Genomic DNA, 18,293 nt, shown 5'->3' on the forward strand with positions numbered 1-18,293 from the left:
CCACCCCCCGGGCCATGCACTCGACAAGGGGAGGTAGTCATGCCAACTCCGAAGGCCGGTAACCCCGTTGCGGGGCTACGAAGACGGTAATGGGGGGGGGGAAGCGGGGGTTGTAACTGGCGCCGGGGCGCGCCGGCTTCGCGCCGAGTCTCTGCATCACTCCGTCGGCGGAGACAGTCGTCAGCCTCCTGTTCACCGTTCCCTTCGCGCTGGGGTCGTCGTGAGCAATGCTCAAGTCCTGTGGATCGGGCTCGGGTTGGTGCGTAGAGGGCGTACCTTCCCGAGTGATCGATTGAAGGTCACCGAGTAGGCCGACGCTGCGAACGTCGGTCGGGAAGGCACGCCCGTGCTCAGCGTAGTCAATGCCGATGGCGCCACCCCGAACTCCTCCTTGATTGACGAGATCGTCCGTGAAGGCGCACGGCGCATGCTGGCCGCCGCGCTGGGGGCCGAAGGCAACGCCTACATAGCCGAGTTGGCAGATCAGCGGGACGAGTTGGGTCGGCGCCTGGTCGTGCGCAATGGCTTCCACCAGCCGAGGAAGGTCACCACGTCGGCCGGGACCGTCGAGGTCAAAGCCCCGCGGGTGAACGACAAGCGCGTCGATGAGGCGAGCGGGGAACGCAAGCGGTTCGCCTCGGCGATCCTGCCGCCGTGGTGCCGCAAGTCCCCGAAGATCAGCGAGGTACTGCCGTTGCTCTACCTGCACGGACTGTCCTCCGGCGACTTCGTGCCCGCTCTCGAGCAGTTCCTGGGCTCCTCGGTCGGCCTGTCCCCAGCCACGGTGACGCGGCTGACCACCCAGTGGCAGGCCGACCACACCGCCTTCCAGGACCGCGACCTGTCGGCCACCGACTACGTATACGTCTGGGCCGACGGCGTTCACCTGCGCATCCGCTTGGAGGAGGCGAAGGCCGCCGTGCTGGTGCTGATGGGCGTGCGTGCGGACGACATGAAGGAACTGATCGCGATGACCGACGGATACCGCGAGTCGTCCGAGGCATGGGCGGGGCTGCTGCGGGATTGTGCCCGTCGGGGTATGCGGGCCCCGGTCCTGGCCGTCGGCGTCGTCGCGCTCGGCTTCTGGAACGCGCTGAACGAGGTGTTCACCGACACCCGCCACCAGCGGTGCTGGGTTCACAAGACCGCCAACGTTCTGGACGCGCTGCCGAAGTCGGCCCAGCCCGCGGCCAAGCGGGCGATCCAGGAGAACTACAACGCTGAGGACAAGGAGCACGCGGCCAGGGCCGTCCGCAACTTCGAGTGCGCCTGCCAGGCGAAATCCCCCAAGGTCGTCAAGCGGGTCACGGACGACGAGGACGAGCTGCTGGCGTTCTTCGACTTCCTCGCCGAGCACTGGGTCCATCTGCGCACCACAAATCCGATCAAGTCGACCTTCGCCACGGTCCGGTTGCGGACGAAGGTCACCAAGGGTGCCGGCAGCCGGGGAGCCGCCCTCGCCATGGTCTTCAAGCTGATCGAATCCGCGCAGGTCCGCTGGCGCGCGGTCAACGCACCCCATCTCGTGGCGCTGGTGCGGGCCGGCGCCCGCTTTGAACGCGGCCACTTGGTCGAGCGCCCCGAGGAGGCCGGCGCGTGAATGGCCTCAACGGCGCCGATGACGGTTTCGCCGAGGACGGGCACCAGCGATTCGCCCGCTACCTGCACGAGCTGGCCGTCGTCCGTGACGAGGAAGGCACTATGGGAGTGCGATCCACACGTCCTGCCCCTCGCTATCAAGCCAGGTGTCGGTCAGGTTCAAGAGGCGATCTGCACCCTGCTCCTCAATGAGATCGCACAGAATGCGCTGGGCATGCAGGCAGTTTTTCTGCACGACGCTCTGGTCACGCTCGGGCTGGAAAGGGAAGTGTTAGCGACAACGCTCCGCCCCTGCCTGCAGTCCGCGATAACTGACTTCAAGTACGGCGACCAACCGGCCGTGGTGTGGCAGAGACTGACACGCAGTCTCGCTGTGCACATTCCGGCAATCGCTACAACCCAGCTCACACGCAAGCCACTTGGCGCCCTGAATCGTCTACAGCTCCGGCTCGCAAACGACCGGGTGATACCTGGCCTTACCGCCCACCAGTCCAAGGGACGCGAGTGGAACACGGTAGCCGTCAGGTTGAGCCCGGCAGACGCTGCGGCCCTGGCGCACGGCCTCGACCCTGCACGGTCAGACCATCGTGCCCCTGTACGTGGCACTCACGCGCGCCCGCCTCAACACCATTGCCCTAACTTGAAAGTGGCACGCCCCATACATCCCAAGCCGAACGTCGTGGACGTCCCCACGGGAAGCAGGAGTTTACTCCTCGACAACCAGGGGGCTGCGAAGGTTTGCCGGGGCACCCCGGCCTTGTGTAGTTCGACCGGATCGAAGCGGACCGGCCCTACTTCGGCAAGAAGCGGCACGTGGCCGGCCAGGATCCGTTCCATGGCGGCCCGGATCGCGGCCTCGTTGCCCCGACCCGGTATCACGTGAACGGCCCCCGGCGACTACTAGAACTCAAGCTGCGCCGGGGGCCGTTTCCCGTCTCCCCATGGGAGACGGATGGGAGAAAGATCTTCCCAATCAGGGCTCGCTAGGGCAAGTGAAAGCCAAGTAGGGCTAGGTAGTGGGACCGGATAGAAGCAGGCGGAACGCTGACCGGGCCTTGCGTCGACACAACCCTTGATCCAGACGATCACGGTTCCCCCTCTTCTGTTGGCCCCCTGAGGCTTGCCCGCTTCACCCTGCCACGGAAACCAGCCCCTGATGAGGGGGCCGAAAGCAAGGCGCCGGTGCCCCCGCCCAGGGACACCGGCGCCGCGGAACGAACGTCTCAGCTGTTCTTGCCCAGTGCACCCTCGTCCATCGCCAGGCTGTCACTGCTGACGGTGTGGTCGAGGGTGCTGAGCGTGTCGTTGACGTCCAGGTTGTCGAGTACGTCCGTGTCGGCGTGGGAAGGCGTGACCGCCGCGACGACGAATCCGGCGGCCAGGGAGGCAATGGCAAGCATGCTTCGCTTCTTCATGCCCGGATCAACTGCGAAGCCGGTCATCAGTAACGGGTGGGTCACGCAACGCGACTTTGCACCACCTGGCACATCCGTAGCACTACCGTCATCCCCCTCGAAACATCCCTGGGGGGACAAGATGGCCAATCCGTACACACCACCATCGAACGCACCGGCCCGCACCGCACCGGTCTCGGCGCGCGAACGGTTCCTCCTGCCTGCGCTCGCCGTGGCGTTCCTCATCGGCATAGGCATCGGCATAGGTGTCGGCGGCAGCGGCGACGACAAGGAGCCCGCAGCGGCCGATCCCCAGCCGAGGGCCACGGTCACCGCGACCGAGACAGCCACCGCAACAGCCACCGCAACGGAGGCGGCCACGCCAAAGCCCGCTGCCACCGTGACGGTCCGGGCGACGACGACCGTGAGTACGACTGTCACCGCGCAACCCGCCGCCGGCAGCGACACCGACGACAGCAGCGGCGGAAGCGACGACGTCTACTACGGCAACTGCGCCGCCGCCCGCGCCGCGGGAGCCGCTCCCGTGCACGTCGGCGAACCCGGCTACGGCCGCCACCTCGACCGTGACGGGGATGGCGTCGGCTGCGAGTAAGAGGCCGTCAGCGCCACGTCGAGCCCAGAGAGTTGGGGACGGCGTCCGGAGCGCCGGCCTCAACGCCGGCTTCGTTTTTGTTTCCGACAGGTACCTCACCGGACGCCGAACCCAGGGCACCGAGCGCGAGCGCGCCGACTCCAACATCCGCGCCACGCAAGCCACTTCGCCGGAACATCCGATGTTCCGGCACGCCCACAAGCAGGAAGAGCCGCTGGAGAGCAGGCTCAGCCCTGTCTTCCTCCTCAGTCATCTACCAACACAACCGAACACACAGCTTGGGATCTCACTCCCATTCGAGGGCTCCGTCAAGAGATCTGACGATATTTCGAACACCAACTACCGCCTGGCGCCCGTCATGACGCAACCCTTCCAACAGGGTCCGACACGTCCTACCGTAAACGCACACAGAGATGACACAGACATGACGTCATCCCACCTTTCGCGTGCTCGGAGGAACGTAACGATGCGTCACCTTCACACCCGCACGGCCCGCCGAAGAGTGGTCGGAACACTCGCCGCAGGACTGTTGTGTACGATCGGCCTCGCCGCGCCGGCCCTGGCCGCCCCCGCCGAGGATGCCGCTTCGGCCCAGGACGTGGCCCCGGCCGTGGACGACGGCCTGGCCCTCACCCCGCCCATGGGCTTCAACAACTGGAACTCCACGAACTGCCGCGCCGAGTTCAACGAGGACATGGTCAAGGGGATCGCCGACATCTTCGTCGAGAAGGGCCTCAAGGCGGCCGGATACCAGTACGTCAATCTGGACGACTGCTGGGCCCTACAGTCCCGCGACGCGAACGGCAAGCTGGTGCCCGATCCCGTCCGATTCCCCAAGGGACTCAAGGCAGTTGCCGACTACGTCCACTCCAAGGGGCTGAAGCTCGGCATCTACACCAGCGCCGGCACGAAGACCTGCAACGAGGCGGGCTTCCCAGGTGCGCTCGGCCACGAGTACAGCGACGCCCAGCAGTTCGCGGACTGGGGTGTCGACTACCTGAAGTACGACAACTGCAACAACCAGGGCGTGGACGCCCGCTTGCGCTATACGACGATGCGCGACGCCCTGCTGGCGGCCACCCGGACAACGGGCCGCCCGATCGTCTACAGCCTCTGCGAGTGGGGCGAGAACAAGCCCTGGGAATGGGCGTCCGAGGTCGGACATCTGTGGCGTACGACCGGTGACATCAGTGACAACTGGGGGTCGATGCTGTCGATCCTCAAGCAGAACCTGCCGCTCGCCCAGTACGCCGGTCCCGGGCACTGGAACGACCCGGACATGCTGGAGGTCGGCAACGGCGGCATGACCGACACCGAGTACCGCTCACACTTCTCCATGTGGTCGATCATGGCCGCGCCTCTCCTCATCGGCTCCGACCTGCGCGACGCGTCCGACGCGACCTTCGGCATCCTCGGCAACAAGGAGGTCATCGCCGTCGACCAGGACCCGCTCGGCAAACAGGGCACAGTGCTCTCCTCCGAGGGCGGGCGCTGGGTCGTCGCCAAGGAGATGAAGGACGGCAGCCGGACGGTGGCGCTGTTCAACGAGAGCGGCAGCGCACAGCGCGTCGCCACCAGCGCGCGGGCCGTCGGTCTGCCCGCCGCCGGCGCCTACACCGTCCGCGACCTGTGGCAGCACAAGAGCTACAACACCGCGGGCGCCATCTCCGCGACCGTTCCCGCGCACGGCACGGTGCTCGTACGCGTCTCCACCGACGCCAAGTGGGCCAAGAACCCGCCCGCCGTCGAACTGGGCCTCGACGGCAGCCTGTTGGTCGAGGCGGGCAAGCCCGTGAAGCTGACGTCGACGGTCACCGATCTGGGCCGTACGGCCGCCACGCAGGTCTCCGTGAAACTGAGCGGGCCCGCGGGCTGGGCGGTCAAGGCGACTTCACCGGCCGACGCGCACGTGCTGCCGACGGGCCGGTCGCTGCGTACGGCATGGAAGGTCACCGCCCCCAAGGGCACGCCCGACGGCTCGTACGACCTGACGCTCAAGGCGACCTACCGCTCGCCCACCGGAGCGCGCGCCGAGAGCGTACTGCCGCTGACCGCGTCCGTCGTCGTGGCACCCCCTTCGGGAGTCTCCTCCCTCGGGGACCTGCCGTGGCTGTCGACGACCAATGGCTGGGGCCCTGTTGAGCGCAACACGAGCAACGGTGAGAACGAAGCGGGCGACGGTAATCCGATGACTGTCAACGGTGTCGTGTACGCCAAGGGGCTCGGCGTACATGCCGACAGCACCGTCGAGTACTTCACCGGCAACGCGTGCGAGACCGTCAGCGCACAGGTGGGAGTCGACGACGAGGAAGGAAACGACGGTTCCGTCGCCTTCGAGATCTGGGCGGACGGCACGAAGGTGGCCTCCTCGGGCGTCCTCACCAACGCCCAGGCCGCGCAGGCGATTTCAGCCGACGTGAGCGGCGCCCAGTTGGTACGTCTTGTCGTCACCGACGGCGGCGACGGGAGCACCTCGGACCACGGCGACTGGGCGGACGCGCAACTGACCTGCTGACGCGCCGCCCGGCCGCCACCGGGTCAGCCACTCACACCTGCGGCGGTCGTGTTCGCCTTGCGGGTGAGCGCGGCCGCCGCCGCGCCGACCAGACCGGCGTCCGTGCCCATCAGCGCGGGCGCCACGGTCAGGCGCTGGACGAAGGACAGCGTCGCGTAGGCGGACAGCGCCTTGCGCAGCGGCGTGAAGAGGACGTCCCCGGCCTTGCCGACGCCTCCGCCGATGACGGCGATGTCGATCTCGACGAGGGTCGCGGTCGCCGCGATGCCCGCCGCGAGGGCCTGCGCCGCCCGCTCGAAGGAGGCGGTGGCGACCGGGTCACCGTCGCGGGCGGCGGCGGCCACCGCGGCCGCCGAGGTGTCGCCGTCCGGACCGGGCTGCCAGCCGCCCTCCAGCGCACGGCGCGCGATGTTCGGGCCGCTCGCGATGCGTTCGACGCAACCTCGGGATCCGCAGGGACAGAGGTCGCCGTCGAGGTCCACGCTGATGTGGCCGATGTGGCCCGCGTTGCCGGTGGGCCCCGGGTGCAGTTTGCCGCCCAGGACCAGCCCGCCGCCGACCCCCGTCGACACGACCATGCAGAGCGCGTTGGCGTGGCCGCGTGCCGCGCCCTGCCAGTGCTCGGCCGCCGTGATGGCCACGCCGTCGCCGATCAGCTCGACGGGCAGCCCACCCGTGGCCCTGCGGACCCGCTCGACGAGGGGATAGCCACGCCAGCCCGGCACGTTCACCGGACTCACGGTGCCCTCCGAGGCGTCCACGGGTCCCGCGCTGCCGATACCGACGGCGCCCGCCCTGCCCCACAGAGGGGAAAGGGTCAGCTCGCGGATCACTTCCTCCACGGCCCCCATCACGGTGTCGCCGTCCTCCTGCGCGGGCGTCGCACGCTGCGCGCGGAGGAGAATCCGGCCGTGGCCGTCCACCAGCGCTCCGGCGATCTTGGTGCCGCCGATGTCGAGCGCGGCCACGAGGTCGGTGTGCATCAGTGTCAGATCTCCCAAGGCGGTGTCGAATCGGACCCGCCGCGCTGCGGGTCCGTGTCCCCGGCCGGAAACAGGACGGAACCACGCGCCTCTGGGGGAAGGCGCAGGCCGGAGAATGCGGTGGACAGTGTCTCCCGCATCTGACAACGTTGTCCAGGCTCTATGCTCGACGCCACATCCTCATACAACCCATGGACCGACGCATCCCCCTAGTCCATTCTCATGGATCATTCTTTATGGAGCGACGCATCCCCGTGGACGACAGGACAGGACAGCGCATCGTGGCAGAGACCGCCCGCCGATCCCAGAACCGCTACGGCAACCGTCCCACCATGAAGGATGTCGCCGCGCGCGCGGGGGTCGGTCTCAAGACGGTCTCGCGCGTGGTCAACGGCGAACCGGGGGTCACCCCGGACACCGAGCGCCGCGTCCAGGAGGCCATCGACGCGCTGGGCTTCCGCCGCAACGACAGCGCCCGGGTGCTGCGCAAGGGCAGCACCGCAAGCATCGGACTCGTCCTTGAGGATCTCGCGGACCCGTTCTACGGGCCGCTCAGCCGGGCGGTCGAAGAGGTCGCCCGCGCCCATGGCGCACTGCTGATCAACGGCTCCAGCGCCGAGGACCCGGAACGCGAGCAGGAGTTGGTCCTCGCGCTGTGTGCGCGCCGGGTGGACGGGCTCGTGGTGATCCCCGCCGGTGACGACCACCGCTATCTGGAACCCGAGATAAAGGCGGGCGTCGCCACCGTGTTCGTGGACCGCCCGGCGGGGAGGATCGATGCCGACGTCGTGTTGTCCGACAGCTTCGGCGGGGCCCGAGGCGGCGTCGCCCATCTCATCGCCCACGGCCACCGCAGGATCGGTTTCATCGGTGACATGCCCCGCATCCACACGGCCGCCGAGCGACTGCGCGGTTACCGCGCCGCGATGGAGGACGCGGGCATAGAGGTCGAGGACGCGTGGATGTCCCTGGGCGTCACCGACCCGCAGCGGGTGCGCAAGGCGGCCGAGGACATGCTCTCCGGCGACTCCCCCGTCACCGCGGTCTTCGCCGGCAACAACCGTGTGACCGTCACGGTGGTCCGCGTCATCGCCGAGCGCGGGCGCCCGGTCGCCCTCGTCGGCTTCGACGACATCGAACTCGCCGACCTCCTCCAGCCCGGCGTCACCGTCGTCGCCCAGGACGCCGCCGCCCTCGGGCGCACCGCGGCCGAACGGCTCTTCCGCCAGCTCGACGGCAGCCTCATCACTCCGGAACGGATCCAGCTCCCGACCCGGCTCATCACCCGCGGCTCGGGGGAACTGCCGCCCGCGGTCTGAGCCATGGGCCGCCCGGATCCTCGTACGCTCGAAGCGCTGGGCCTCGCCGAGGCGCCGCGTGACCACCCGCTGAGCTATCCGGGAAGTGGCCTCAGGAGTCCGGACTCCTGGACGGGGACCGCCTATTGCCCCTGGAACGACTGGTGCACAAGGACCGCGTCCCCGTCATCGCCGTCGGCTCCAACGGCCGCCCCGCCCAACTCCGGCACAAGATGGCGGAGTACGAGGTGTCCTCCCCGATCCCGCTGGTGAAGGCGAGGGTCAGGAGCCTGGGCGTCGGCGTCTCGGCCCATGTGAGTCTGATGGGTTACGTGTCCGCGTCGCCTTCCAAGCGCCGGGAACCGTGGGCGGGTTGTTCGTCACCTGGCTCGATGAGGCCCAGCTCGCGGTCATCGACGCCGGTGAGGGAGTTCCGGCGCCGACCGGGGCGTACGACCGCGCCTGCGTGAGCTGTTCGGGGACACGCCCGAGGAGTTCTGCACCAGGGCGCGCTTCGACAGAGCGCTCTGCGCGCGGGGCGCCCGGCTGTTCGCCGAGGAAGGACTTGCGATGCCTTCCGGCCTGGAAGGGCTGCAAGGGCTGGAGACGTACGTGGGGTCTCAGCAGACCGGAAGTCCCGGAAGCGGTGCGTCGTTGTCGCCGCCCTGGATGTAGACATCGCTGACGAAGACATTGACGTTGCCACTGTCGTCGTCAGTCCTGGCCCACCAGACGTTCGTCCACTCGCCGTAGGTCTCCCGGCGGCCCAGGTTCTGCTGGCAGTAGAAGTAGTTGGTGCCCGCGTTGAGGGTGCCGGCCTCGGCGCCGGAGGCGGTGTAGGACGTGGCGGTGCGCCAGACCTGGCAGTTGTACCTGCCGCCGCCGATGGGGTCGCAGACGGGATCGGGAGGGGGGTCAGGAGTGGGAGAGCTGTCCGAACCGCCCCCCGTTGTACCGCCGTCGGCGGAGCCGCCCGAGGCTCCGCCCGATGTCCCACCCGATGTCCCGCCTGTACTGGCGCCGTCGACGGGGGCATTTGAGGGCTTCGGAGTGGTCTCGCCCGTGTGACTGGGCTTCTGCTCCGGGGGCTTGGTCTTCTTGTCGCCCTGTCCGGTCGGCTTGGAGTCGTCCGACAGGTCGACCTCTCCGCGGCTGGCTCCGTCGGAGGGTGCCGCGCCGTCGGCCCGGGGCGGCGCCGCTGCGGCCCCGCTGCCGGTGTCGTCGGCCGGGCTGTTCAGCAACGCGACGCTGACGCCGGCCGCCGCGAGGACGACGGTGACGGCCGCCGCGGCGAGGAGGGCGCGGCCTCGGCGGCGGGGTGCGGGAGAAGGGCCGGCGGCAGCAGGGGCCGCCGCGGGAACCACGGGCTCCGGTGGCCCGAATCCCGGCGGTATGGAGGGGACGCTCAGCGCCGTCGCCTGACGCGGCTGTGGCTCCGGCAGCCTCAGCCCAGTCGTCCGGGAGTCCGTCTCAGGAGCTCCCGCGACCGCCTCCAGCAGCTCGCGTGCCCGGTCCGCGTCCGGTCGTTGCCCCGGCTGCTTGTTCATGAGCTGCTGCAGTACGGGGCCCAGCGGCCCGGCGCGCCGGGGTTCCGGCAGCGGGTCGGCCACTATCGCGGTGAGCGTGGACCACGTCGACGTACGACGGAAGGGGGACAGCCCCTCCACGGCCGCGTACAACGTGGCGCCGAGTGCCCAGACGTCCGACGCGGGGCCCGGGTCGTTGCCCTGGGCTCGCTCGGGCGCCAAGTAGTCCAGGGAGCCGACCAGTTCACCGCTGCGGGTCAGGTGGGTGGCCGAGCCGTCGCCCGGGTCCTCCATCGTGGCGATGCCGAAGTCGGTGAGGACGACGCGGCCCGAGCGGTCCAGGAGGATGTTGCCCGGCTTCACATCGCGGTGCAGGACGCCTGCGCGGTGGGCCGCGGCCAGCGCGTCCATGACCTTGGCGCCGATGGAGGCCGCCTCGCGGGGATCCAGGGTGCCGCGCTCGCCCAGGACGTCGTCCAGGGAAGGGCCGTCCACCAGTTCCATGACGATGAGCGGCCGTCCGTCGACCTCTGTCACGTCGTACACGGCCACGACTCCGGGGTGGCGCACCCGGGCCGCCGCGCGGGCCTCGCGCTGCATCCGGCGGCCCAGGTCGGCCAGTTCGGGGGCGGCGGCGTCCGTGTAGGTGCGCAGTTCCTTGACGGCGACCTCGCGGCCCAGCACCTCGTCCCGGGCTCGCCAGACGACACCCATGCCGCCGCGGCCGAGTTGGGCCAGCACGCGATAGCGCCCGGCCAGCAACCGACCGGTTCCGTCCGCCTGTTGGTTCTCCCCCGAAGACACCGCTGCCCCGTTCCTTGGTCACGCCAGTGGATGGCGTCCACCCTACGTGGCAGCAGTGACGGCTGGTGTCGGGAGGCGGCCTCTGTGACGTGGTCGCTCCTCGGCGACCGGAGTCGACGGCCGTCCTGAAGCCCCGGGCCGTCCGCCCGCCGCGGCGGAGCCGCACAGTGTCACAGCCCCGCGCCCCCGAAAAGCTCTACTTGGCCGAGATCGTCAGATCTCCCCGCCTCGGCACCGCGAAGCCCTCCAGTTCCGCCCGTGTCAGCCCCGTCGCCCGTGCCACCTCGGCGAGGTCCAGGGCGCCGCAGTCCAGGCCGCGCAGCAGATAGCCACTGAGGGCCTTGGCGGTGGCGGGCTCGTCCATGACGTCGCCGCCGGCCTGGTTGGCGTAGCGGGAGAGGCGGGCCGCGGCCTGCTCGTAACCCTCGCGGTAGAAGGCGAAAACGGCCGCGTAGCGGGTCGGGATGTGGCCGGGGTGCATGTCCCAGCCCTGGTAGTAGGCGAGGGCGAGGGCGCGGCGGGTGAGGCCGTAGTGCAGCCGCCAGGCGTCGTGGACCTGCTCCGACGGGCCCACGGGGAGGACGTTGGTGGAGCCGTCGCAGACGCGTACGCCGGTGCCCGCCGCGGCGACCTGCATGATCGCCTTGGCGTGGTCGGCGGCGGGGTGGTCACTGGCCTGGTAGGCGGCGCTGACGCCGAGGCAGGCGCTGTAGTCGAAGGTGCCGTAGTGCAGGCCGGTGGCGCGGCCCTCGGCGGCCCGGATCATGCGGGCGACGGTCGCGGTGCCGTCGGCGGCGAGGATCGACTGGCTGGTCTCGATCTGGATCTCGAAGCCGATCCGCCCGGGCTCCAGGCCGCGCGCCTTCTCGAACTCCTCCAGGAGCCGGACCATCGCGGTGACCTGTTCGGCGTACGTCACCTTCGGCAGGGTCAGGACGAGCCCCTCGGGCAGACCGCCGGCCTCCATCAGGCCGGTGAGGAAGATGTCGAGGGTGCGGATGCCGCGGGCGCGGACCGGGGCTTCCAGGCACTTCATGCGGATGCCCATGTACGGGGCCGCCGTGCCGTTCTCGTACGCCTCCGCGATCAGCCGGGCCGCGCGTGCCGCCGTCTCGTCCTCCTCGGCGTCCGGACGCGGGCCGTAGCCGTCCTCGAAGTCGACGCGCAGGTCCTCGATCGGTTCGCGCTCCAGTTTGGCCCGTACGCGGTCGTACACGGGCTGCGCGAGCTCGTCGGTGAGGCCGAGGACGGCGGCGAAGGAGGTGGCGTCCGGGGCGTGCTCGTCCAGGGCCGCGAGTGCCTGGTCGCCCCAGGTGCGGATGGTGTCGGCGGCGAACGCGTCACCGGGTACGTACACGGTGTGGACGGGCTGCCGGGTGCCCGGGTCGCCGGGGTAGTGGCGCTCCAGCTCGGCGTCGACCGGGGCGAGGGAGGCGCTGATCTCCTCGCTGACGGCGCCCGCGAGGCTGGTCGCCACCTTCTCCTGCTGACCCTGACTCATTCCACACCCTCCATGTTTTCCGCAGTGCGGAATCAACAATCCGTAGAACGAAGTTATCCGGGGACCTTCCCGCCGGTCAACACCCTCCTGGGCAACTCTGCCCCCGGCATGAACAGAGGCCCCCGCGACCGCGCCAACGGCGGTCGCAGGGGCCTCGTATGCCTCGTACGGCGGAAAATCAGCCCTTGCGGGACTTGATCTCCTCGGTGAGCTGCGGGACGACCTCGAAGAGGTCACCGACGACGCCGTAGTCGACCAGGTCGAAGATCGGGGCCTCGGCGTCCTTGTTGATGGCGACGATGGTCTTCGACGTCTGCATGCCGGCGCGGTGCTGGATCGCGCCGGAGATACCGGAGGCGATGTACAGCTGCGGCGAGACGGACTTGCCGGTCTGGCCGACCTGGTTGGAGTGCGGGTACCAGCCGGCGTCGACGGCGGCGCGCGAGGCGCCGACGGCCGCACCGAGGGAGTCGGCGAGCCCTTCGATGATCGCGAAGTTCTCGGCGCCGTTGACGCCACGGCCGCCGGAGACCACGATCGCGGCCTCGGTCAGCTCCGGGCGGCCGCTGGCCTCGCGCGGGGTGCGTGCGGTGACCTTCGTGCCGGTGGCCTTCTCCGAGAAGGTCACGGCGAGGGCCTCGACGACGCCCGCGGCCGGGGCGGCCTCCACGGCGGCCGAGTTCGGCTTGACCGTGATGACCGGAGTGCCCCTGGACACACGGGACTTGGTGGAGAAGGAGGCGGCGAACGCGGACTGCGTGGCCACCGGGCCCTCGTCGCCGGCCTCCAGGTCGACGGCGTCGGTGATGATGCCACCACCGATACGGAGCGCGAGGCGGGCCGCGATCTCCTTGCCCTCCGCGGAGGACGGCACGAGCACGGCGGCCGGGGACACGGCGTCGTACGCGGCCTGGAGCGCGTCCACCTTCGGTACGACCAGGTACTCGGTGAACTCGGGGGCGTCGGCGGTGAGGACCTTGACCGCGCCGTGCTCGGCGAGCGCGGGGGCGGTGGCCTCCGCGCCGGCGCCCAGGGCGACGGCGACGGGCTCACCGATGCGACGGGCCAGGGTCAGCAGCTCAAGGGTGGGCTTGCGGACGGCGCCGTCCACGTGGTCGACGTAGACGAGAACTTCAGCCATGGGACTTCTTCTCTCCTGCTTGCGAAAGATGAGGGGCGGTCAGGGAGCCTGCGGCAGGCCGGTGTTCTCAGATGAACTTCTGGCCCGCGAGGAACTCGGCGAGCTGCTTGCCGCCCTCGCCCTCGTCCTTGACGATCGTGCCGGCGGTGCGCGCGGGGCGCTCGGTCGCGGAGTCGACCTTGGTCCAGGCGCCTTCGAGGCCGACCTCGTCCGCCTCGATCTCCAGGTCCTCCAGGTCCCAGGCCTCCACCGGCTTCTTCTTGGCGGCCATGATGCCCTTGAAGGACGGGTAACGCGCCTCGCCCGACTGGTCGGTGACCGACACGACCGCCGGCAGGGAGGCCTCCAGCTGCTCGGAGGCGGAGTCGCCGTCGCGGCGGCCCTTGACCACGCCGTCCTCGACGGAGACCTCGGAGAGCAGGGTGACCTGCGGGACGCCAAGTCGCTCGGCCAGCAGGGCCGGGATGACACCGGCGGTGCCGTCGGTGGACGCCATGCCGGAGATGACCAGGTCGAAGCCGGCCTTCTCGATGGCCTTCGCGAGCACCAGCGAGGTACCGATCACGTCGGAGCCGTGCAGGCCGTCGTCCTCGACGTGGATGGCCTTGTCCGCGCCCATTGACAGCGCCTTGCGCAGCGCGTCCTTGGCGTCCTCGGGGCCGACGGTCAGCACCGTGATCTCGGCGTCATCGGCTTCGCCGGCGATCTGCAGCGCCTGCTCCACCGCGTATTCGTCGAGCTCCGAGAGCAGACCGTCCACGTCGTCACGGTCGACGGTCAGGTCATCGGCGAAGTGCCGGTCGCCGGTGGCGTCGGGCACGTACTTCACAGTGACAACGATCCTCAAGCTCACGCCGGCTCTCCTACTGCATCGTCATTTTTGGCTGCCTTCTATCGGCAGCATAGGCGCCTGAAGCGGCCGATCCCGGTCGGGGCGGCCCGCGCTCCGACCGAAATATTACTCACCAGTACACCTAGTGGGTGCCCACTAAGCAAGCGCTTTGAACTGTGACGTTCGCAACGCTGCGTAACCGAGAAGTAGGACCGGTGAGTAGACCGGAGAGTAGGACCCCGAGCAGGACCGCGGAGCAGGTTCGGACTCGACTCAGTCGCGCAGGCCGTTGAAGCGCCCCTGGTGGTAAAGCAGCGGGCGGCCGGAGCCCGAGGGGTCGCCGAGGACGACCTCGGCCAGGACGATGCGGTGGTCCCCCGCGGGCACGCGCGCGACGACACGGCATACGAGCCACGCCAGGACGTCGTCGAGCACCGGAACACCTTCGGGGCCGTTACGCCAACGGGTGGGCGCGCCGAAGCGGTCGGCGCCGCTCCTGGCGAAGGTGCCGGCGAGTTCCTGCTGGTGCTCCCCGAGTATGTGCACGCCTATGTGCTCGGACTCGGAGACCGCGGGCCAGCTGGAGGCGCCGACTCCGATCCCGAAGGAGACGATCGGGGGCTCGGCGGAGACCGAGCTGAGCGAGGTGGCGGTGAAGCCGACGGGGCCGTCGCCACCGGGAGCCGTGATCACGGCGACACCGGCCGCGTGCCGCCTGAAGACGGAGCGCAGCAGGTCGGGGGAGGCGAGCTGGGGGGTGCCGAGGTCGGGCGTGGCCGTCATGGACTTGTCCTTCTGCGAGAGGTGACGGGCTGATCCGTGGCTGCTCAGCAGCCCGGACAGCGCGCACTCGCGGTTCGGGCCAGGTCCACGTGGACGCGCTCGAAGAGAAGGAGTTCCGGGGGCATACGGTCAGGCTGACGATAGATGGCGGGTGCAGTCAAGTGCGTCCCGGTATCTGGGAGGTGCCTCACCTTGGTCACCACGGTCACACCGCCTCCCCCAGTGCGGCGATCACATCCGCCTTGCGCGGCTGCCCCGTTGCCCGCCGCACGATCCGCCCGTCGGCGTCGAGCACGAGGACGGTCGGGGTCTTGAGAATGTCGAGTTCGCGTACGAGGTCGAGGTGGCCTTCCGCGTCGATCTCCACGTGGGAGACCCCGGGGACCAGCTCCGCCACCTCGGCGAGGATCCGCCGGGTCGCCCGGCAGGGGGCACAGAAGGCGCTGGAGAACTGGACGAGCGTGGCCCGCTCACCGAGCCCCTCCCCCAACTCCGCCGCGCCGAGCAGCTTTCCGCCGTCGCGCCCGCGCACCCTCACCCTCCCGCTCCGCCGCCGATGCAGCACTCCGTAGGCGCTCGCCATCGCGAGCACCACCACGCACACCACAAGTCCGGTCATCACATCGACAAGCATTCACAAGACCGCAAAGATTCCCGCCTACGGGAATCGCGCCCGATGCGGAATGCTTGGTTCATGGAAATCGACGCAAGAGGGCCACGCTTCGGTGCGGCCGTGACGACCTTCGTGCTGGCGGGCGTACTGATCACCGGCAGCGGCTGGCTGCTGGCCTGGCAGACGCTGGCGTTCGCGCTGGGCGCTGCGGGCGGTGTGGGGCGCTCCCCGTACGGCTGGCTGTTCCGCAAGGCCGTACGGCCGCGGATCGGGCCGCCCACGGAGTTCGAGGCACCGGAGCCGCCGCGATTCGCGCAGGCGGTCGGGCTGGCGTTCGCGGTCGTGGGGCTCGTCGGCTACGCGGTGGGGCCACAGTGGCTGGGTCTCGCGGCCACCGCGTGCGCGCTCGCGGCCGCGTTCCTCAATGCCGCGTTCGGCTACTGCCTCGGGTGCGAGATGTACCTGCTGGTGCGGCGAGTCACAGTACGCACGGAGTAAAGGAAAGTTAAAACTCCGAGGTGGATCAAGGGGTGACGTGACGAGGATCTCGCCCGGTCCGGGCACCAGGACTGGCCACTCGTCCGTTCTTCGGGCACGATCTGCGCAATGCCGTAAACCTACGGCTGCGTAACTTTCGCCGGGAAGCCCCTTCCCAGGCAGAGAGAAGGGCCCACCCCGTCCATGGCAGAGCTTGTCTACCGTCCCGTCGTCGGTCTCGCCCAAATCTTGTTCAAGGCCTGGGACCTCAAGATCGACTGCAAGGGATCGGAGAACATTCCGCGCTCGGGCGGCGCTGTGCTGGTCAGCAACCACATCAGCTATCTGGACTTCATCTTCGACGGCATGGCCGCCCTGCCGCAGAAGCGTCTGGTGCGCTTCATGGCGAAGGAGTCGGTGTTCCGGCACAAGATCTCCGGGCCGCTGATGCGGGGCATGAAGCACATCCCGGTGGACCGCACGCAGGGTGAGAAGGCGTACCAGCACGCATTGGAGTCGCTGCGCTCCGGCGAGATCATCGGCGTCTTCCCCGAGGCCACCATCTCGCCGTCGTTCACCCTGAAGAGCTTCAAGTCGGGTGCCGCGCGCATGGCCCAGGAGGCCGGCGTCCCGCTGATCCCGATGGCGGTGTGGGGCACCCAGCGCCTGTGGACCAAGGGACACCCGCGCAACTTCAAGCGCAGCCACACCCCGATCACCATCCGGGTCGGCGAGCCGGTCGAGGCCCCGAAGGACCAGTACGCGGGGGCGATCACCCGGCGGGTGCGTGACCGCGTACAGGAGCTCCTCGAAGCCGCTCAGCGCGCCTACCCCGTGCGGCCCAAGGGTCCGGACGACACCTGGTGGATGCCCGCGCACCTCGGCGGCACCGCGCCGACCCCCGAAGAGGTGAAGGCGGCCGAGGCGCGCTGAATCGTCACTCCGGGGCGTGGACGGTGATCCGCGCCCCGGGGCTGAACTTCTCCAGGAGTTCGGCGAGTTCGGCACCGGCCCGCACGACGTCGGCCACCGGCATCGGCGCCAGGCCCTCCAGCAGGAAGACCGCGGAGACCGATTCCTCGGTGAGCCGCGTGCGCGGCCCCTGGCGCCAGTTCCAGCGGCGGCAGGTCACCCCCGCGTCGTCGCACCACACCACCTCACCCGCGTCCGGGTGTTCAACAGCCTCCTCGCCGCCCGCGACCGTCACGAAGTCCTCGTCGCCGGTGGCCCGAACGAGGCGCATCCCGCCCTGGACGCGGTCGATGTCCTCCCCGCCCACAGGAATCAAGTGGGCGACGCTGATGGCGTTGTAGACATCGACGAGCACGTTGATCCGGGGCAGTCCGGCGTCCGAGAGCGCCCGTTTGGCCAGCGCCTCCGCCGAGTTGCGGGTCCGCGAGGGCTTGGAGCCGAACGCCGTGTAGGTCTCCCGCCAGGCCGCCATGTGCGGGTCCTCGTGCGGAGCGCGACCGTCCAGCCGTACGGCCAGACGGCGGGCCGCGTCATCGAGCAGCGCCGAAGTCCCTTCGGTACTGGGCCCGTTGACGAGTCCGTACGCCTCGATGGCGACGTGGGTGAAGCCGGGCGCGAGGGCCCGCACCTCGTCGGACACGGTGAGCGTGAGAGTCATGGCCTGCCTCAGAGTGCGGTGGGGAGCGTCTGCCAGAGGTACGGCCGGTCGGGGGCGGCCTTGAGGGCGCTCAGCACAACCGGGTGAGGTTCAGCGTACAGTACTGGATAGTCCATCTCATTGGACTCCGGGTCGGGGGTGAAGGCCAGCCGTTCGCCCTCCAGGGAGAACTGGGCATCCACGCCCGGTTTGTTGCCGCGCGGGTCCTGCCGATGCCAGGCACCGTTGAACCGCACGGCGACGAGCCCGTGCACCTCGTCGAACTTCTGGTAGCACAACGCCGTCGGGATGTCCTCGGCCCGCAGCAGGGCGGCCAGGGCGTGCGCCTTCGCGTAGCAGATCCCGGTGCGCTGCTCCAGTACGTCGGACGCGCGCCAGGTGACGCGCGGATCACCGGAGTCCTGCGAGTGCGGGATCGCATCGCGCACGAATTCGAAGGCGGATCGCGCATAGGCATACGAGTCGACGGATCCCCTGGCAAGCCGCGCGGCCGTCTCGCGCACCAGCGGATGGTGGTGGTCGATGACCTCGTCGGCGGCCAAGTACGCGGACAGGTCCGTGGTGTTCTGGATCAGTTCCATGCC

The 18,293-nt window shown here is 69.4% G+C and carries 16 protein-coding genes and 1 pseudogene; 7 read left to right on the plus strand and 10 right to left on the minus strand.

What is annotated here, in order from left to right; genetic code table 11:
* Positions 1-346 precede the first annotated feature (346 nt).
* On the plus strand, positions 347-1,600 hold the full coding sequence (locus tag ACIPC1_RS37405) for an IS256 family transposase (protein WP_402525553.1): 1,254 nt from the start codon (positions 347-349) through the stop codon (positions 1,598-1,600).
* Between the two features lie 1,222 nt (positions 1,601-2,822).
* On the opposite strand, the gene ACIPC1_RS37410 is transcribed toward ACIPC1_RS37405, so the two are convergent.
* Positions 2,823-3,014, minus strand: coding sequence for a hypothetical protein (locus tag ACIPC1_RS37410; RefSeq protein ID WP_365430786.1), 192 nt, complete (start codon positions 3,012-3,014; stop codon positions 2,823-2,825).
* A 121-nt stretch (positions 3,015-3,135) separates the two neighbouring features.
* On the opposite strand from ACIPC1_RS37410, the gene ACIPC1_RS37415 reads away from it, so the two are divergent.
* Positions 3,136-3,606 carry an excalibur calcium-binding domain-containing protein gene (locus ACIPC1_RS37415; protein WP_402525556.1) on the plus strand — a complete coding sequence of 157 codons (471 nt, stop codon included), beginning with the start codon at positions 3,136-3,138 and terminating at the stop codon, positions 3,604-3,606.
* A 466-nt stretch (positions 3,607-4,072) separates the two neighbouring features.
* Complete coding sequence (locus ACIPC1_RS37420; RefSeq protein WP_402525558.1) at positions 4,073-6,121, plus strand: NPCBM/NEW2 domain-containing protein; 2,049 nt, start codon at positions 4,073-4,075, stop codon at positions 6,119-6,121.
* A gap of 23 nt (positions 6,122-6,144) precedes the next feature.
* On the opposite strand, the gene ACIPC1_RS37425 is transcribed toward ACIPC1_RS37420, so the two are convergent.
* Positions 6,145-7,104 (minus strand): ROK family protein, encoded by a 960-nt coding sequence (locus ACIPC1_RS37425; RefSeq protein ID WP_402525561.1) that lies wholly within the window; start codon positions 7,102-7,104, stop codon positions 6,145-6,147.
* Between the two features lie 236 nt (positions 7,105-7,340).
* Between ACIPC1_RS37425 and ACIPC1_RS37430 the strand changes: the two genes are divergently transcribed.
* The gene (locus tag ACIPC1_RS37430; RefSeq protein ID WP_402525563.1) at positions 7,341-8,423 is read left to right on the plus strand and encodes a LacI family DNA-binding transcriptional regulator; all 1,083 of its coding nucleotides are present in this window, start codon (positions 7,341-7,343) and stop codon (positions 8,421-8,423) included.
* Positions 8,424-8,426: 3 nt separating this feature from the next.
* A pseudogene (locus ACIPC1_RS37435) lies at positions 8,427-9,077 on the plus strand (hypothetical protein).
* Here ACIPC1_RS37435 and ACIPC1_RS37440 read toward each other — a convergent pair.
* From ACIPC1_RS37440 to ACIPC1_RS37465, 6 genes are all read right to left on the minus strand, one after another.
* Positions 9,023-10,732: a serine/threonine-protein kinase gene (locus tag ACIPC1_RS37440; protein WP_402525565.1), complete on the minus strand. Its 1,710-nt coding sequence runs from the start codon at positions 10,730-10,732 to the stop codon at positions 9,023-9,025. The pseudogene ACIPC1_RS37435 and the gene ACIPC1_RS37440 sit on opposite strands and share 55 nt — an antisense overlap.
* Positions 10,733-10,928: 196 nt before the next feature.
* Positions 10,929-12,233, minus strand: coding sequence for a DUF6986 family protein (locus ACIPC1_RS37445; protein WP_402525567.1), 1,305 nt, complete (start codon positions 12,231-12,233; stop codon positions 10,929-10,931).
* A gap of 178 nt (positions 12,234-12,411) precedes the next feature.
* Entirely contained in the window at positions 12,412-13,374 is a 963-nt protein-coding gene (locus ACIPC1_RS37450) for an electron transfer flavoprotein subunit alpha/FixB family protein (RefSeq protein WP_402525569.1), read from the minus strand.
* A gap of 67 nt (positions 13,375-13,441) precedes the next feature.
* Positions 13,442-14,227 carry an electron transfer flavoprotein subunit beta/FixA family protein gene (locus tag ACIPC1_RS37455; protein WP_384382416.1) on the minus strand — a complete coding sequence of 262 codons (786 nt, stop codon included), beginning with the start codon at positions 14,225-14,227 and terminating at the stop codon, positions 13,442-13,444.
* Between the two features lie 252 nt (positions 14,228-14,479).
* Positions 14,480-14,989, minus strand: coding sequence for a flavin reductase family protein (locus ACIPC1_RS37460; RefSeq protein WP_384382418.1), 510 nt, complete (start codon positions 14,987-14,989; stop codon positions 14,480-14,482).
* A gap of 205 nt (positions 14,990-15,194) precedes the next feature.
* The gene (locus tag ACIPC1_RS37465; RefSeq protein WP_384382480.1) at positions 15,195-15,608 is read right to left on the minus strand and encodes a TlpA family protein disulfide reductase; all 414 of its coding nucleotides are present in this window, start codon (positions 15,606-15,608) and stop codon (positions 15,195-15,197) included.
* A gap of 75 nt (positions 15,609-15,683) precedes the next feature.
* Here ACIPC1_RS37465 and ACIPC1_RS37470 point away from each other — a divergent pair, with 75 nt between their 5' ends.
* Both ACIPC1_RS37470 and ACIPC1_RS37475 read left to right on the plus strand, forming a co-directional pair.
* Positions 15,684-16,100: a DUF4395 domain-containing protein gene (locus tag ACIPC1_RS37470; protein ID WP_402525573.1), complete on the plus strand. Its 417-nt coding sequence runs from the start codon at positions 15,684-15,686 to the stop codon at positions 16,098-16,100.
* 183 nt (positions 16,101-16,283) lie between these two features.
* Complete coding sequence (locus tag ACIPC1_RS37475; protein ID WP_402525575.1) at positions 16,284-17,012, plus strand: lysophospholipid acyltransferase family protein; 729 nt, start codon at positions 16,284-16,286, stop codon at positions 17,010-17,012.
* Between the two features lie 4 nt (positions 17,013-17,016).
* Here the strand turns inward: ACIPC1_RS37475 and ACIPC1_RS37480 are convergent, their stop codons facing one another.
* Complete coding sequence (locus ACIPC1_RS37480; protein WP_402525578.1) at positions 17,017-17,709, minus strand: B3/4 domain-containing protein; 693 nt, start codon at positions 17,707-17,709, stop codon at positions 17,017-17,019.
* Between the two features lie 8 nt (positions 17,710-17,717).
* Entirely contained in the window at positions 17,718-18,290 is a 573-nt protein-coding gene (locus tag ACIPC1_RS37485; RefSeq protein WP_384382424.1) for a transglutaminase domain-containing protein, read from the minus strand.
* Positions 18,291-18,293 lie beyond the last annotated feature (3 nt).

This window comes from Streptomyces sp. NPDC087263, from assembly GCF_044744645.1.
GTDB lineage: Bacteria > Actinomycetota > Actinomycetes > Streptomycetales > Streptomycetaceae > Streptomyces.